The sequence below is a fragment of the Pseudomonas sp. FP1740 genome (assembly GCF_030687165.1).
Classification (GTDB): Bacteria; Pseudomonadota; Gammaproteobacteria; order Pseudomonadales; family Pseudomonadaceae; genus Aquipseudomonas.
Map to the genome: position 1 here is coordinate 4,660,440 of NZ_CP117461.1, position 12,548 is coordinate 4,672,987.

The following is a 12,548-nucleotide window of genomic DNA, read 5'->3' on the forward strand; positions in this document are numbered from 1 at the left end:
GTCAAATTCTCAGAGGTGCGGTGGATGCGGTGCGTACACGCTTGGTCTTGGCGACAGCGAAGTATCTGAAGGCGTCGGAGCCGTGTGAGGTTCGATCGTGGAGTGGCTTGTCCTTCCAGCAGCCGCGGTTCTCGTCCCACTCCTTGCGATAGTTCTCGAGGTGCCCGATGCCTTCTTCGCACTTGGACTCATCGAACACGCAGAGCGGCAGGATCTCCCGCGCCGCTTCAATGCCGGTATCAACGGCTGTCTTGGGCACGACCTGGAACCGGATGGAATACTTATCGCCATCGATCACATAGCCCTCTTTGGCGATATCCTTGCGGCTCTTGGCGTCGCTGCCGAACTCCCGGTTCTCGATGTCGTGCGGCCCCCAGTGCTCGGAATAGGTGTAACCCTTGTCCTTGAGCACCTTCATGTAATGCCTCAGGCCTTCGCCGGAGTTCTCGTAGTAGTCGATGACGTGATACTCGGTGCCGACCTGACGCACGAACCAGATGGCCGTGGAGTCGCCGACGCCGATGTCCCAGAAGGTCATCACCGGAAGGTGACTGTTGTCTGGAACCTTGCCGATGCGCTTGTTGGCGTACAGCTTGGCGAACTGCTGGGCGTAATAGGCGCCTTCGACAGACTGTTGGAACGCTTCAACAGGTAGCGACGGATATTCTCGCTTCATGTCGTCGCCGAGGGTCTTCTCCTTGGCGGCGTACCAGGCGCGCTGGCCGTCGTTCGTGATGATCCCGTGCTTGGCTGCCAACTCATTGAAGTAGTCGGTCAGGCGCTGCGGGATGACCACACCGTCAGGGTCAAGGCGGTAGTCCTTGTTCTTCCACCAGGAGAAGAAAAAGAACTTCCAGTCCAGCAGGCCCAAGGGCACGCCGGACAGTTGTTGCTTTTCAGCGCTCTGGGAGTAGTCGAAGAAGTAGCCCGACCGCCCCTCTGCCGTCGATTCGATCGTGACAAAGCAATCGGTGGCCACAGCCTCAAAGGCGCCGGTGACAATCTCGCGGGCCTTGTGGGGGAACTTGGCGCAGATCTTCCCGAACTCTGACACATGCAGATAGCGCAGCGTACCGCCCCGGAAGGACGTGGAAACGTAGATCGAGCCGCCTTTGCTGAACACCAGCTCGCCGGATGCATCATTGCGCGCCGGGTTGGCCTTGCGGATCTCGATCGGCAGATTGTCGTAGGCGTACTTGACCTTTTCCCGGAACAGGCGCTTGGCGTCGTTCAGGGTGTGGGCGATCAGCGCGCACTTTGCCGACTCGAACAGCGCCGCGTCCAGCTGGATGATGCAGCACTCGGTGGTGAAGCCGAGCTGCCGAGCCTTCAGGATGATGTTGCGGGTATGCAGCCCATCGAAGTACTCGACCTGCTCGTCCGTCATCCGGAAGCGGACCTTCTTGCCCTGCTTGTCCGTGATGAAGTAGAGATTGTTCAGCCTCCAACGCTTGTCCCGGAGCAGCGCTATGTGCTCGGGCTTCATGTCAGGCTTCCTTCGATAGGTCATCCATCAGTTTGGATAGTTCGTCCGAGTCTCCGGGCTGCTCTTTGTCGTCCAGGCCGAATGCCTGACGCTCAAGGACCTGCAAGTTCTTCATGGCCGATGACAACTGAAACAGCGTCTTGGCGTTGCTCGGCAGGCTGACAGCGGAAAGCATGTTCGCCCGCCGCATGCCGTTGCTATCTTCCTTGGTCTCTTCGTCGATCGAGTCTTCGATCTCTTCCCGCTTGCTGATGGTCGTCAGCAGATCATCCATCAACAGGTTCGCGAGGTTCGTGGCCTTGCGAATGTCCCGGCGATGACTGCGAACAACTCGGGCGCCTTCCTCAGCAGCCTCCTCGACGATCTCGGCATCCCGCTCAGGGTTCGCACATTGATCTTCGCGAACCTCGCCGCGAACCAACTTGTTGCGAACCTCTTTGCGGACTTGCTCGGAAAGGTCTCTCGCCCATCCAGAGGCTTTGGCCTTCTTGCGGATTGCGGTGTCGCTGATGCCGTTCCGGTCAGCGATGGTTCTGATGGAAAGCGCACCAGCCCGGTAGGCTCGTTCAATCGCCTCCCAGTCGGGTTGCTTTGCGGTCATGGGATATCTCTGATACTTGAAATGGCGGCTGGTTGCCGGTATTGATTGGGTTCAACTCAACGCAAGGAAAGCAACATGTCCGACTTGTTCAAGAATCTAAATAGATCCGGTATGTCTGGGGTCGGCTCACCGCTAATCACTCGAGAAGCTGCTGTTGCAGCGGCTCTCGAGCTGATCAACTCGAAGGTTTCTAACGCCCCGGATAGAGCGGAGATTTTGAAAGAGGAATTGGAGCGCCTCTCGTTATATGCCGACCAGATCCAGGCAGCACTGAAAGTAAAGGCTGAGTGATACACCCGTGCCGCATTCACCTGCGGCACAACTATTCCGCTTTCACGGTAAGCGTTCTGATCTTGCCGCCAGTGCTGGTGTCACGCTTGGCTGCCATCTCGACGGCTTGGTAGGCGGTTGCGCCCATGTCGAAGGCGGTATAAGCGTGATCCGAGCCGCTGCCGATTGCATATGGCCTGTCGAGCACGCACGGCGCTTTCCACACCTTGCCTTGGGCATACCCGATCAACGTCAGGTCGCCGTCATGCAGAACAAGGGCGCTCGCCTCACATTCGCCTACAATCTCTTCACCAAACCAGGCGCCAATCAGTTCGTTGATCTCGCCTGTCGCGCCAGTGCCGAAGAAAGTCACCCCGTCACGTTCGCGCATCTTGTCGAAGTCGTCGTAAACGATGGTCCCACCTCGCGAGACTCGACCGTCATAGGCGATGATCCCGTCCTTGTAGGCGATGGTCGTCATTGGCTGGCCTCATCGGTTGGTTCGATCTCGCGATACCGGGTCGCCTTCCGCCCCTGGGCTTCGAGCTTGTCGGTGTCGACCTCGAGTCCTGCGATATAGGCGAAGGTGTTGACTGCCACCACGTAGAGGCGAAACCACCATGGGTGATAGGCAAGCAGGAAGACTTTCCGGGCCATATCGTCACCATGGGCTGTGTAGAGAGTGGCGCCCGCACGAAGCCAGGCACCCTTTGGTTTAACAGGTGATTTGCGCTGTCACGTCATTGCCCGCCCGTGACAGTCTTCTTCAGGTCTTGCAGGTCCGTAGCCAGCTCTGCCAGATCCTTGTCCTTTCGATTCTCGGCCCATTTGAACCAGGCGCGGACCAGAACCCACGCAGGGAGGCCGCAGACGAAGATGATCCCGCCGATCGCAATCAGGCCGATGTCGTCACTAGCCCATGCGCCCAGATCGAACCAGCGGACGATAAAGGCGCCCCCGCAGATACTGGAGACAGTTGTGCTGATCATCGCGACAACGAACTCGCGAACCGTCTTAGGCAGCGTCATTGCCATCACGACGATTGCCGCAAGGACAGCCACGAAACCGAAGGCCCCGAGCTTGTAGAGCGCGATACCACCCAAGGCGGTAAATGGTCCTGGCTCTGACATAGCTTGATATCTCATAAGCGCCTCGGGATTCTCGGCGAAGGGGAATAAAAAAGGCCGCGGTATGGGCGGCCAAAACCGCTGGGGAGCGGTGGATTGGGAAATAAAAAGCCCAGCTGGTTTATGGCTGGGCTTGCCGGGCGATTTGAGCATCGTCGAGAGGCTTGCCGGACTTGAATTGGCACCGAGGCACCGCCCCTCAGTCGGTCAACTTCTTTTGGCTCCCTGAAAACTCTCAGATCTACGCCGCAGAGGGTTGACGCCCCATGCTCTGGTGCGGATGGCCGGCGCTGATCTCCGGCATGGCTCAGTCACGATCGGCCGCGGATCCTGCTTGTCGGCAGGACGGTGACACGTTTAATCCGCAAGCGTTGCCGTTGTGCGCTCATCAGCCTGAGCATTCACCCACAAAACAAAAAGCCCGACGCAATGGTCGGGCTTCTTTGTGTCAATCCCTAACGCGCAAGATCGACAGGATGAGGAGATAATGGCTCACTGGCTCATTCATTGTCAAGCAGCTTCCATGCCAATTAAGCCTTCGCGATCAAGAATTTCTTGAGCCGCTTGCAAAGCCTCGTTTACCGCCGACTCAAGGCTCTTGCGAATGTCCCTTCTCCAGCGCTCTTGGGTCTTGATCGGGTGCGGCTCATCCGTCCAGTTGTCCATCTCATACCACCCGGCCGGCAAGATGTTCGTCGAGCGCTTGCCTTCCACGCCAGCAAGTTTCGGCAATGCCCAGGTGACGACGGCACAGTGGCGGAACCGCTCAGGCGCTGGCGAACGGATGGCGCGTGTGAGCTCGGCAATGGCTGCATGCTTACGATCGGTGTGCGTGGAGAACTTCGCCACCAGAGCGCGCCACTGGGAAGCTTCCAGCCCCTTATGCAGGCGACCGAATACCCAGCAGTCAGTCAGGAACGCAGCCTCTTTCCCGACGATCTCCCCCTTCTGCTTGGCGCACTGGACGCGAGGTTCCAGATTGCACCCGCCGGCCGAGTTGATGGTTTCGGCGGCCAGAGCGCGAACTACAGCGGATACCACATTGCGATATGTCATCTGAATCCCCTTAAACCGAATACACAGCGCGACGTTTCGAAGCTTCAGCGCCTGGCACAGCGCTCGAGATAATGTCCTTCACCTCTTCGGCGCTAATGGTGATGCGGCCCTTCTCGCCATATGTCTTGGAGCGCAGCACAGCGCTCAGGCACGCGCGGGACCGCCAGCCGCCGTCGTGTGCGTACTTGTCGCCCGGGGCGAGTTGATTCCATGACTCGACCGTCACGCCGGCGGACTCCTTCGACTGCATGCGGTGGTGGATGTGGCCGATGTCGATGTAGCGGTAGGTCGCCTCGCCCCAATCCACGGAGAAGTCGGTGGCCATGACGTCGATCAGGCGATCCGGCTTGCACTTGTCGCTGTGGTGGCACATGACGAAGGTGTTGCCCATGCGGTATGGGATGAACACGCTGGAGTTATCGAGGACGTGAAGGCGTGGATTTTCCTGATAGACGTGATTCAGGAAGATCCGCATCCAGACGTCGTTCGACCGCGAGTGGTTGCCCTGGTTGACGATCACGTCGACGAACTGGAACTTGGAGAGCGCCTTGTCGACGATCGAGCGCATCACCCGGGCGCAGACCTCGATCATCTTCGGGTAGCGACTGTCGAAGTCGAAGTCGTGGCCGGATTCACTCTTGGCGGTGAAGTCTTGGTAGTGCGACATGTCTCCCAGGTCCTGAATCACGCATCGCTCGCAGCTCGGCGCCCGGTCGATCAGTTTGTGCATGGCAACGATCAGTTCGCGCTCGGCAATCTTCAGGTCGAAGTTGTGGCCTACCTCATGGGAGTGCGCGAGCATCCCGATGTGGGCATCGCCGATCTGGAACCACGGGATGATGTCGGTATCCAGTGCCTCAATAGGCCCTGTAATCTCCGGCAGCGAGTTGACGTCCTCCAGGAATGCTCTGGCGAAGGCTTCGTTCAGCTCGCGCTGCCGCTCATGGTCGATCGAGGTCTTCACCCATTGCAGTACAGGCGCCTTCACCCCTTCTTTGTACAGGCTCGACGTGCCCTTTAGGTGGAATCCATCCGGCACGATGTGGGTCATGTCGTGCTCGGGGCTCCAGCCCTTGCGGACCATGCGCGCCTTGCGTTTCTGCAGGCTGCGGACATTGAGCCCAAGGTGTTCAGCAGCCTTCGCTACGCCCATGGTCTTGAGCGCCTCAATGATCTGCTCGTCCGTGACTTTACGCTCGGCCATTACTGAGCCCCTTCGATGGTGTAATGCTGCGGGCTCTTGTCGGCGTGAGCCTCCTTGAGGCGTGCCACGTGAGGCGTGAGGCTGTTGATCAGCGCACGGTAGCCGCCGGGATGCATGCGGTCGTCGTTGAGCTTTCCGGCAGCCTGGGCGTCGACAATGATCGCCAGGCAGGCCAGTGCATGGGCCAGGTGTGGCAACCCGCTATCCGGATCAGCCTCTTCCCCTTCAAACCACGCGTTCAGGTGCCTATTGGCGGCATCGAAGTAGATCGACGCCCGAACACCCACGGCGCGGAAGTTCGACCTGCCGTACTTCAGCATCCCATCAAGCAGGCCCAAGCTTCCCAGTGCGCTGGCGGTGACTGGCCACAGGTGCAGAGGCAGCTTTCCACTTCCGATCAGATCCTTTGGATTGGTTGGCTTGAGTTCGGTCATGCTGCTGCCCCTTTGCGATGAAATTTCGAGTCGTACCAGCGGTAGAAAAATTGCGCGGCGGTGATGCCAATCGACCCGCCAAACCCCGAAACGACCAGAAAGGTTCCGGTCGAAATGTTGGAATGCGCGACAGCCCAGATGTAAGCGAACTGCGCCAAGGTGATCATCCAACTCACGAAGAAACCGGCGACGATCTTGTCGTCGCGTAGCAGTTTGCTGTTCAGGCCAAGCAGGAACACCTGGAAGAACGCCGAGATGAAGACGATCGGGTACTGGAGTTCTGGGGTCATGCCGCCACCTTCTTGGAGTTCAGGTGCTCAACGCATGCAGCCTTGGCCTTGTCCAGATCCTTGCCCGAGTGCAGGATCTTCCCCGCCGGCGTCCGTGCGACATAGGCCGCACCGAATTCCAGCTTGTACTTTCTGAGCAGGTACCCCTCGTCGCTGGACATGCAGTGCTTGCTGATGGGTTTCCAGTTCATGGCCGGCTCTCCTGAATTTTCCTTGCATGCTCCAGCAAGTGAGCGCAAATGCCCTCCTTGCTCAACCCGGCCGGAAGTTGGTGCCGGGGGCTATTCAGGGCCTCAACCATCCGCTCCATGTCGAAGTTGACCTGGTCTTCCTTGCGAATCCGCCACCAGGTCATGAAGTGGCCTTCCAGGAAGAACCAGACGAGCAGATCAGGGCGCAGATGCCGAAGGTGATGGCGAGCCAGTTCATGAGCGCACACCCCGCGCAATCCGGTTCCGGCGCATCAGCCGGCGAATCCCCTCAACGCAGCCGCCGCCGATCACCAGCATCCAGGCAAGGTAGAAATGGATCAGGTTCTCGCTTACGAAAGTGATCATGCTGTAGCCCCCTTGTGCGTTTTCTTCGGCGCAAACAAGGCGTCGTAATCGGACATCCCCAGCCTTTTCCGCCGCATGATGGTCGCGCCAGTTACCATGACCCGCGGATCCATGCCCCATTGAGTTGCCGTATTCCGCTTGCCTTCAAACTCGATCAGGCCAACATCACTCCGACCGGCATGGCTCTCAGGTGTAATGCCTCTCTTCGTGTTGCATCCACGACAGAGGATCCTCAGATTGCTGCGCTCATTGTTCTGGCGGTCGTCATCGATATGATCGACATGACAGGTCAGCCAGGTCTCATGCTTCGAGCACAGCTCACAATCCCTGCAGCCCAGGCCTACTTCGGCCCACATGACATGGCGATGCTCGAACACATAACCACCCTTGTCGGCGAGTGGATGGCCTGGCTCGAACACGCGCACATAGCCATTTGGCGTGATAACCCGCTGTTGACGGCTCGTCGGAAGCTTTTCGGTTGTCCCGTTTCTCATCACGCGGAAGTAATGCATCTGGCAAAGCTGGGCGGTCTTGTACATAGCCTCACGACCACAGTTTTCTACGCTGCATTGCATGACAATCGCCCCTCTAAAATTCGGCACTTCTTGGAGAAGATCCGCTTCAGTCGCTTGAGATATTCGATGTCATGTCCGGCGCGGGCGTGATGCGACTCCAGCCAATCAACCTTGGCCTGGCCAATTTTCTCGACGAGAGCTGGCTTGTATGCACCGATATTCCCGCTCAAATGGTTGTTACAAACTGAGCAGGAACGATTCATGTTCCAAAGATTGAAGCGGAGGTGCGGGGCGGCACCAACGCTGCGAAAGTGCGAGCAGTGCCATTGGCCTGGCCAACTGGCTGACTTGTCGCAACTGATGCAGCCCAGGCGGGCATCACGCAGCCGCACGTAGCGATTGATAACCGCCTGAGCCTCTTTCATGTACTGCCCCTTCGGCTTGATGCGCTCCTTGGCCGCCTGCAGCTCCTTGCGCCCTACATCGGCAAGGGCCTTGCGTGCCTTCTCCAAGTTCTTCGGCGCATCGAGGATCGCGCAGGCCGGACTGCACACTGCCTGACCCAGGCGCGCAGGGACGAATGAGGCCCCGCACTCTGCGACGCGGCATTTTTTCGGGCGTGGCTGCTTGGCTGAGAGGCTCATGCCGCCCTCCTCTCGCCGTAGATGGCGTACATCAGGTCATCCGGATGAGGTAGCAGCAGTTGCAGGTGCTCGGCACAGTAGGCATCCAACAACTCCAGATACTGGGTCATCTCGGCGATGGTGAACTTGCGGGTCTTGGCCCGGCCGACGCGGTACTTGGTGCCGTCGGGAAGCTGGACCGGATGCACCTCTGCAGGCCACAGCTTCGATACCAAGATCTCGTGCCATTCTTCGGAACTGGCGAGCTGGCCGAAGGATTCGCGCAGATGCGTTTGGATCAGCCCGTTCCACATCCACAGCAGCTTGTTCTGGGCATCGCTGCGCTTGCTGCGGACTTCGACGATGGTCAGCTTGCGAGGCTTGGCCAGGTCCAAGGCAGTCAGGTAGCCGATCAGGCGAGCGCGATCGGACTCGTTGCGAAGCATGAGGTCAGCCACGGCGAACCCCCTTCGATTTCAGGTCGTCCAAGTTCTGGCACGCGGCGCACAGCTTCACCCCCGGAATGGCCAAACGGCGGCCTTCCGGAATATCTTCGCCGCACTCGCATTCAGTGGCGCTGATTCCGGTGTAACGCTGAATGTTCGCGATGGACCGATTCAGGGACTCTTCGATTGCCTCGTCGGCGAGATCGGCGATATCAACCATGGGAGGCCTCCTTGGCGGCGCGGCGCGCATCGTGGAAGGCCAGAACCTCTTGCATGCCGTTGTCCACGGCGACAATCTCGCGGTCGAAATAGGCCTGTGCGTCCGTCTCGTCTTCTGGTGGCAGCTCGCCCGGCCCTGCGAGAGAGTTGTAAATCCACTCCATCCCTTTTTCTGGATTTTCTTCGATGACTGCTGCGCGCATGGCGAGGATGTACCGACCAAACAGCAGGTCCAGCTCCTTGATCCGCATCCGGGCTACTTCGTTTTCGGCGCGCAATTCGCTCAACTCATCCTCAGCCGTATCAACCACCTTTTGCGCTTCGTGTTTATCGATCCAGTTGCCGCCTTCCATCTTCTGGACGCGGGTGCCGGACGGGCTGAGCAGGAACATGTACGCCGGGATCGCGCAGATTTTTTTCCAGTAATTGCCGGTCATTGGGGAAGCTCCTGATTCTTGTCCTTGCCGAATTTAGCGAGCAGCAGAGCGCGGGCGGACTTGCCGTCGGCCGGGATGCCTTGCTGAATGATTCGGGCTTGGGTTTGTTGGTCGGCCAGTTCATTGGCCAATTCGAAGGCGGTTTTCTGGCTATCGTGGCCGATGCCGGTGAGGATCTTGCCGTCCAGCGGCTGGCCTTCCTGAGCGCGGCGGATGACGATCGCGTAGGCCCGATCGAACCGTGCCCGGAGCGACTTGTCTTCCTGCTTGGCCGAGCGCAGGTCAAAGATCCCGGTCTCATTGGCCGCGATGTGAACGCCCTCATGGCTGTAGGTGCCGATCAGGGCTTCCATCCATGCGTCAGCCGGGGACGGCATGCCGAAGTCTTCAGCGCTCGGCGTGCACATCGCGATGAACTCACCCACGCTCGGCGCGAACGGCTTGCTGAGCTTGCGGCACTTCTGCACGCCGAACTCGATCTGCTCCAGGGTGCGAATGCCGACGGCGGCGAACTCCTTGATCCATTCGGCCTTGGCAGCGTCCAGCGCTTCGGTAGACGGCCAGGCCTGACGCCATGCCGGGAAGATCCCACGCAGGCGACGGAACAGATCGTTCACGACCTCGGCTGTCTGTGGCGTCACTGGAAGCGGCTGGGCATCACTGGCAACCGGCAGGTTGCCCATGGTTGCCATGAGCTGGTTGACTGGCTTCATGTGGTCACCACAAGGCCTTCGGCCCAGGCACTGCTGTCGAAGTCAGGTTCGTTGGACTGGCGGCGAACAGGGAATGGGCGAACGTTGCTTGCACGACTGGTATCGCCCTTCACCCACCGGACAAGCAGGGAAACCCATTTAGCCTGGGTCTCAAGCGTTCCGGCTGTTTCATGGTGAGCGGTGAACGGGGCGACAGCCTCCTTGGTAAACAGGTCAGTCGAGACGCCGAAGTGAACGCAATAGGTTTTCAGGAGATTGGCGTCAGGCATCCATTCCAGTGTCATCTCCACAGGGGTCTTTGGGTCAACAGGTGGCGGCACCTCTTCCGGCTGCGGGTCTTCGAGATCTTCGAAGCCTTGGAAAGTTTCTCCCGCAGGTAGAGAGTGGTGTTGATCCATTCCCTTCCCTTCCCTTCCGGGGTCGATCGGTCGACTACCAGTCGACGACTCTTCGGCGAATTGTCGACGACCGCTCTCCGACTGGTCGTCGAACTCGGCAGGAAATGGCGGGTATTTGAAGTTCTTCTTCTCGATCTTCTGGTGCTTCCAACCAAGTACATGAACGTAGATTTTCCCGGCGGCGGTGTAGCTCTGGGTAAGGTTTGCGCCCTCCAGCTCGCCGAGGAGTTCGTTGACTTCCTCAGTGGTGATGTCGTCGCCCGGGAAGACCAGGGCCTTAATGGTCCTTGGCGATAGCGGATGATTTCCGCCGTCATCGCAGAAGTTCCACAGACCGATGAACAGCAGACGAGCCAACGGACGGCAGGACATCACCTGTTCGCTCGACCAGAACTCAGGTTTTACAGTGCGGATGCGGGCCATCACATGACCCCCTTGACGCTACGGTCGGTGTCGTTCATGATTCGCTCCAGAACGTTTTGCAGTACGCAATGCAAGAAGCCGGGGCGCAATCCCGGCTTTTTTGTGCCTGCAATTTGGTGGTTGGTTTAATCATGGGTCTCATCAGTCCCTCGCCTGCCCTTTTGAGGGCCTCTTGAGTCCACGTTAGGGTCTCGTTTCACTACTGGAAGAAGCCGAATCTTTCGGGCTCCTTTTGGCCTGGACTTTTCAATGAGAGATTCTTTACCGAGCGCCGCCGCGTATTCCTCTGGCGTTATTCCTTCCTGTTTTGCCAGCCGCTCAAGCTTTTCGTAAAGATCCCCATCAATGCCATGGCATATCGTGGTTTCAGGCACAAAGGCCTCCTTTAGGGCCTTCAGGCCGATGTGCGATGAGAGGTAACATCCCGTTCAACGATGCTTTCCAGCTTCTCTTCGACGCACATTCGTACGAACACGGCGAGTTGCAATTTGTGGAGCCTGGCGAGCGCTTTCAGCGCCTCGTATGTCTCATCGTCATAGCGAGACTTTATTTCTCGGTCCTTGGTGTGACGGGGGTTGTCATAGGACATAGGTTGATCCTTGCGGTGGGTAATGGGTTAGGCGGCGTTGCGGCGGCGCTTGGGCTGAGAAAGAAGCTCGTGAAGATCGGGGCGCAAACCCTCGAGAGTGAGGACGCCTTTGCTGCTCTTGTTGAGGCGCGCGGCTAGCTCTACGGATGCCTTTCTATGGCCACCGGCGAGCTGCCAGAGGTAACCAACAGACGTGCCGGCGGAGTCCGCCAAAGCGGTTCGCTCATCGTCTGTATGGCTGTTTAGCCAGTCTCGGACTTGGGTGGACATGGGAATTCTCCTTTGAATACGAGGAGAATTTAGCGCACCGCTAAACTTAAGGCAAGCAGGAGTTTAGCCACTTGTATATTTCAAAGTTAGCGCCGGGCTGTAACCTTGGCGGCATGGATATCAAATCGATTCGCCGAACAAACATGGTCGCCCTGCTGAAGGGGCGATCTAAGGCTGTGTGCGCAGAGCTGTGGGGGACTTCGCCGTCCTACCTGAGCCAGATGCTGTCGGAGAACGCCACTCGCAGCGTGGGCGACGTCATGGCGCGCCGAGTTGAGATGGCCGAGCTGTTGCCGCACGGTTGGCTTGACCAGGTGCACGATACCGCCGATCACTCCGAGCTAAACAATGTCTTCCAGCTGCCGATAGCCCGGGAGAGTGAGTTGCACCTGATAGGGGAAATTTCACCTTGGGGTAGCGACACGCCACTGGAGAGTGAGGAGGTCGAAGTGCCTTTGTATAAGGAAGTAGAGATTTCTGCGGGCAATGGAGCTACTTCAGTCCAAGCCATTCCGGGGCGGTGCATCAGGCTTTCAAGATCGACGTTAAGAGATGCCGGAGTAGAGCCGGCCAATGCGATGGCGGCGACCGTGGCGGGCAACAGCATGTCACGCCTTATCCTGGACGGCTCCACGGTAGGAATCGACAAGGGAACCACCAACATCATCGACGGGGAGATTTACGCGATCGAGCACAGCGGTATGCTGCGGGTGAAGTACCTCTATCGCCAGCCGGGCGGTGGATTGCGCCTTCGGTCAGAGAACTCAGAAGAGCACCCGGACGAAATTTACTCGGCTGACGAGGTTGCTGAATCTATCCGAATTATTGGTTTCGTTTTCTGGTGGTCCACGATTCGCCCAACCCGTGGGCGCGGCAGAACGCTGTAACGT

At 58.4% G+C, this 12,548-nt stretch carries 23 protein-coding genes; 2 read left to right on the top strand and 21 right to left on the bottom strand.

Annotated elements, in window-relative coordinates:
- Position 1 precedes the first annotated feature (1 nt).
- Both PSH69_RS20610 and PSH69_RS20615 read right to left on the bottom strand, forming a co-directional pair.
- Entirely contained in the window at positions 2-1,486 is a 1,485-nt protein-coding gene (locus PSH69_RS20610; protein ID WP_305409647.1) for a terminase, read from the bottom strand.
- A 1-nt stretch (position 1,487) separates the two neighbouring features.
- Positions 1,488-2,087: a hypothetical protein gene (locus PSH69_RS20615; RefSeq protein WP_305409648.1), complete on the bottom strand. Its 600-nt coding sequence runs from the start codon at positions 2,085-2,087 to the stop codon at positions 1,488-1,490.
- A 75-nt stretch (positions 2,088-2,162) separates the two neighbouring features.
- Here PSH69_RS20615 and PSH69_RS20620 point away from each other — a divergent pair, with 75 nt between their 5' ends.
- Positions 2,163-2,378: a hypothetical protein gene (locus tag PSH69_RS20620; protein ID WP_305409649.1), complete on the top strand. Its 216-nt coding sequence runs from the start codon at positions 2,163-2,165 to the stop codon at positions 2,376-2,378.
- Between the two features lie 31 nt (positions 2,379-2,409).
- Here the strand turns inward: PSH69_RS20620 and PSH69_RS20625 are convergent, their stop codons facing one another.
- The 19 genes from PSH69_RS20625 to PSH69_RS20715 all read right to left on the bottom strand — a co-directional run bounded on the left by PSH69_RS20625 (position 2,410) and on the right by PSH69_RS20715 (position 11,658).
- Positions 2,410-2,838: a proteasome subunit beta gene (locus PSH69_RS20625; RefSeq protein ID WP_305409650.1), complete on the bottom strand. Its 429-nt coding sequence runs from the start codon at positions 2,836-2,838 to the stop codon at positions 2,410-2,412.
- Entirely contained in the window at positions 2,835-3,014 is a 180-nt protein-coding gene (locus PSH69_RS20630) for a hypothetical protein (protein WP_305409651.1), read from the bottom strand. Before PSH69_RS20630 ends, PSH69_RS20625 begins: the two co-directional genes overlap by 4 nt.
- A gap of 83 nt (positions 3,015-3,097) precedes the next feature.
- Positions 3,098-3,460 carry a hypothetical protein gene (locus PSH69_RS20635; RefSeq protein ID WP_305409652.1) on the bottom strand — a complete coding sequence of 121 codons (363 nt, stop codon included), beginning with the start codon at positions 3,458-3,460 and terminating at the stop codon, positions 3,098-3,100.
- A 534-nt stretch (positions 3,461-3,994) separates the two neighbouring features.
- Complete coding sequence (locus tag PSH69_RS20640; protein WP_305409653.1) at positions 3,995-4,540, bottom strand: hypothetical protein; 546 nt, start codon at positions 4,538-4,540, stop codon at positions 3,995-3,997.
- A gap of 10 nt (positions 4,541-4,550) precedes the next feature.
- Positions 4,551-5,744: an oxidoreductase gene (locus PSH69_RS20645; protein WP_305409654.1), complete on the bottom strand. Its 1,194-nt coding sequence runs from the start codon at positions 5,742-5,744 to the stop codon at positions 4,551-4,553.
- A complete protein-coding gene (locus PSH69_RS20650) occupies positions 5,744-6,178 on the bottom strand; it encodes a dATP/dGTP diphosphohydrolase domain-containing protein (protein ID WP_305409655.1) in 435 nt (144 codons plus the stop codon). Before PSH69_RS20650 ends, PSH69_RS20645 begins: the two co-directional genes overlap by 1 nt.
- Complete coding sequence (locus tag PSH69_RS20655; protein ID WP_305409656.1) at positions 6,175-6,468, bottom strand: hypothetical protein; 294 nt, start codon at positions 6,466-6,468, stop codon at positions 6,175-6,177. The genes PSH69_RS20650 and PSH69_RS20655 overlap by 4 nt, the downstream gene beginning before the upstream one ends.
- The gene (locus tag PSH69_RS20660; RefSeq protein WP_305409657.1) at positions 6,465-6,659 is read right to left on the bottom strand and encodes a hypothetical protein; all 195 of its coding nucleotides are present in this window, start codon (positions 6,657-6,659) and stop codon (positions 6,465-6,467) included. The genes PSH69_RS20655 and PSH69_RS20660 overlap by 4 nt, the downstream gene beginning before the upstream one ends.
- A complete protein-coding gene (locus PSH69_RS20665) occupies positions 6,656-6,907 on the bottom strand; it encodes a hypothetical protein (RefSeq protein WP_305409658.1) in 252 nt (83 codons plus the stop codon). Before PSH69_RS20665 ends, PSH69_RS20660 begins: the two co-directional genes overlap by 4 nt.
- Entirely contained in the window at positions 6,894-7,025 is a 132-nt protein-coding gene (locus PSH69_RS20670) for a hypothetical protein (protein WP_305409659.1), read from the bottom strand. Before PSH69_RS20670 ends, PSH69_RS20665 begins: the two co-directional genes overlap by 14 nt.
- Positions 7,022-7,564: an HNH endonuclease signature motif containing protein gene (locus PSH69_RS20675; RefSeq protein WP_305409660.1), complete on the bottom strand. Its 543-nt coding sequence runs from the start codon at positions 7,562-7,564 to the stop codon at positions 7,022-7,024. Before PSH69_RS20675 ends, PSH69_RS20670 begins: the two co-directional genes overlap by 4 nt.
- A 20-nt stretch (positions 7,565-7,584) precedes the next feature.
- Complete coding sequence (locus PSH69_RS20680) at positions 7,585-8,184, bottom strand: recombination protein NinG (RefSeq protein WP_305409661.1); 600 nt, start codon at positions 8,182-8,184, stop codon at positions 7,585-7,587.
- On the bottom strand, positions 8,181-8,621 hold the full coding sequence (locus PSH69_RS20685) for a recombination protein NinB (protein ID WP_305409662.1): 441 nt from the start codon (positions 8,619-8,621) through the stop codon (positions 8,181-8,183). The genes PSH69_RS20680 and PSH69_RS20685 overlap by 4 nt, the downstream gene beginning before the upstream one ends.
- Entirely contained in the window at positions 8,614-8,829 is a 216-nt protein-coding gene (locus tag PSH69_RS20690; RefSeq protein ID WP_305409663.1) for a TraR/DksA C4-type zinc finger protein, read from the bottom strand. Before PSH69_RS20690 ends, PSH69_RS20685 begins: the two co-directional genes overlap by 8 nt.
- Positions 8,822-9,265, bottom strand: coding sequence for a hypothetical protein (locus PSH69_RS20695; RefSeq protein ID WP_305409664.1), 444 nt, complete (start codon positions 9,263-9,265; stop codon positions 8,822-8,824). The genes PSH69_RS20690 and PSH69_RS20695 overlap by 8 nt, the downstream gene beginning before the upstream one ends.
- The gene (locus PSH69_RS20700) at positions 9,262-9,978 is read right to left on the bottom strand and encodes a replication protein P (protein ID WP_305409665.1); all 717 of its coding nucleotides are present in this window, start codon (positions 9,976-9,978) and stop codon (positions 9,262-9,264) included. The genes PSH69_RS20695 and PSH69_RS20700 overlap by 4 nt, the downstream gene beginning before the upstream one ends.
- Positions 9,975-10,799 (bottom strand): DnaT-like ssDNA-binding domain-containing protein, encoded by an 825-nt coding sequence (locus PSH69_RS20705; RefSeq protein ID WP_305409666.1) that lies wholly within the window; start codon positions 10,797-10,799, stop codon positions 9,975-9,977. Before PSH69_RS20705 ends, PSH69_RS20700 begins: the two co-directional genes overlap by 4 nt.
- A gap of 394 nt (positions 10,800-11,193) precedes the next feature.
- A complete protein-coding gene (locus PSH69_RS20710; RefSeq protein WP_305409667.1) occupies positions 11,194-11,388 on the bottom strand; it encodes a hypothetical protein in 195 nt (64 codons plus the stop codon).
- Positions 11,389-11,415: 27 nt separating this feature from the next.
- Positions 11,416-11,658 (bottom strand): hypothetical protein, encoded by a 243-nt coding sequence (locus PSH69_RS20715; RefSeq protein ID WP_305409668.1) that lies wholly within the window; start codon positions 11,656-11,658, stop codon positions 11,416-11,418.
- A gap of 71 nt (positions 11,659-11,729) precedes the next feature.
- Here PSH69_RS20715 and PSH69_RS20720 point away from each other — a divergent pair, with 71 nt between their 5' ends.
- Entirely contained in the window at positions 11,730-12,545 is an 816-nt protein-coding gene (locus tag PSH69_RS20720; protein WP_305409669.1) for a helix-turn-helix transcriptional regulator, read from the top strand.
- Positions 12,546-12,548 lie beyond the last annotated feature (3 nt).

Coding starts and splice junctions, on each gene's coding strand:
- PSH69_RS20655 (WP_305409656.1), bottom strand. CDS start 6,468: ATGACCCCAGAACTCCAGTACCCGATCGTCTTCATCTCGGCGTTCTTC.
- PSH69_RS20710 (WP_305409667.1), bottom strand. CDS start 11,388: ATGTCCTATGACAACCCCCGTCACACCAAGGACCGAGAAATAAAGTCT.
- PSH69_RS20690 (WP_305409663.1), bottom strand. CDS start 8,829: ATGGTTGATATCGCCGATCTCGCCGACGAGGCAATCGAAGAGTCCCTG.
- PSH69_RS20700 (WP_305409665.1), bottom strand. CDS start 9,978: ATGAAGCCAGTCAACCAGCTCATGGCAACCATGGGCAACCTGCCGGTT.
- PSH69_RS20610 (WP_305409647.1), bottom strand. CDS start 1,486: ATGAAGCCCGAGCACATAGCGCTGCTCCGGGACAAGCGTTGGAGGCTG.
- PSH69_RS20620 (WP_305409649.1), top strand. CDS start 2,163: ATGTCCGACTTGTTCAAGAATCTAAATAGATCCGGTATGTCTGGGGTC.
- PSH69_RS20680 (WP_305409661.1), bottom strand. CDS start 8,184: ATGAGCCTCTCAGCCAAGCAGCCACGCCCGAAAAAATGCCGCGTCGCA.
- PSH69_RS20705 (WP_305409666.1), bottom strand. CDS start 10,799: ATGGCCCGCATCCGCACTGTAAAACCTGAGTTCTGGTCGAGCGAACAG.
- PSH69_RS20645 (WP_305409654.1), bottom strand. CDS start 5,744: ATGGCCGAGCGTAAAGTCACGGACGAGCAGATCATTGAGGCGCTCAAG.
- PSH69_RS20650 (WP_305409655.1), bottom strand. CDS start 6,178: ATGACCGAACTCAAGCCAACCAATCCAAAGGATCTGATCGGAAGTGGA.
- PSH69_RS20640 (WP_305409653.1), bottom strand. CDS start 4,540: ATGACATATCGCAATGTGGTATCCGCTGTAGTTCGCGCTCTGGCCGCC.
- PSH69_RS20615 (WP_305409648.1), bottom strand. CDS start 2,087: ATGACCGCAAAGCAACCCGACTGGGAGGCGATTGAACGAGCCTACCGG.
- PSH69_RS20715 (WP_305409668.1), bottom strand. CDS start 11,658: ATGTCCACCCAAGTCCGAGACTGGCTAAACAGCCATACAGACGATGAG.
- PSH69_RS20660 (WP_305409657.1), bottom strand. CDS start 6,659: ATGAACTGGAAACCCATCAGCAAGCACTGCATGTCCAGCGACGAGGGG.
- PSH69_RS20625 (WP_305409650.1), bottom strand. CDS start 2,838: ATGACGACCATCGCCTACAAGGACGGGATCATCGCCTATGACGGTCGA.
- PSH69_RS20630 (WP_305409651.1), bottom strand. CDS start 3,014: ATGGCCCGGAAAGTCTTCCTGCTTGCCTATCACCCATGGTGGTTTCGC.
- PSH69_RS20695 (WP_305409664.1), bottom strand. CDS start 9,265: ATGACCGGCAATTACTGGAAAAAAATCTGCGCGATCCCGGCGTACATG.
- PSH69_RS20670 (WP_305409659.1), bottom strand. CDS start 7,025: ATGATCACTTTCGTAAGCGAGAACCTGATCCATTTCTACCTTGCCTGG.
- PSH69_RS20675 (WP_305409660.1), bottom strand. CDS start 7,564: ATGTACAAGACCGCCCAGCTTTGCCAGATGCATTACTTCCGCGTGATG.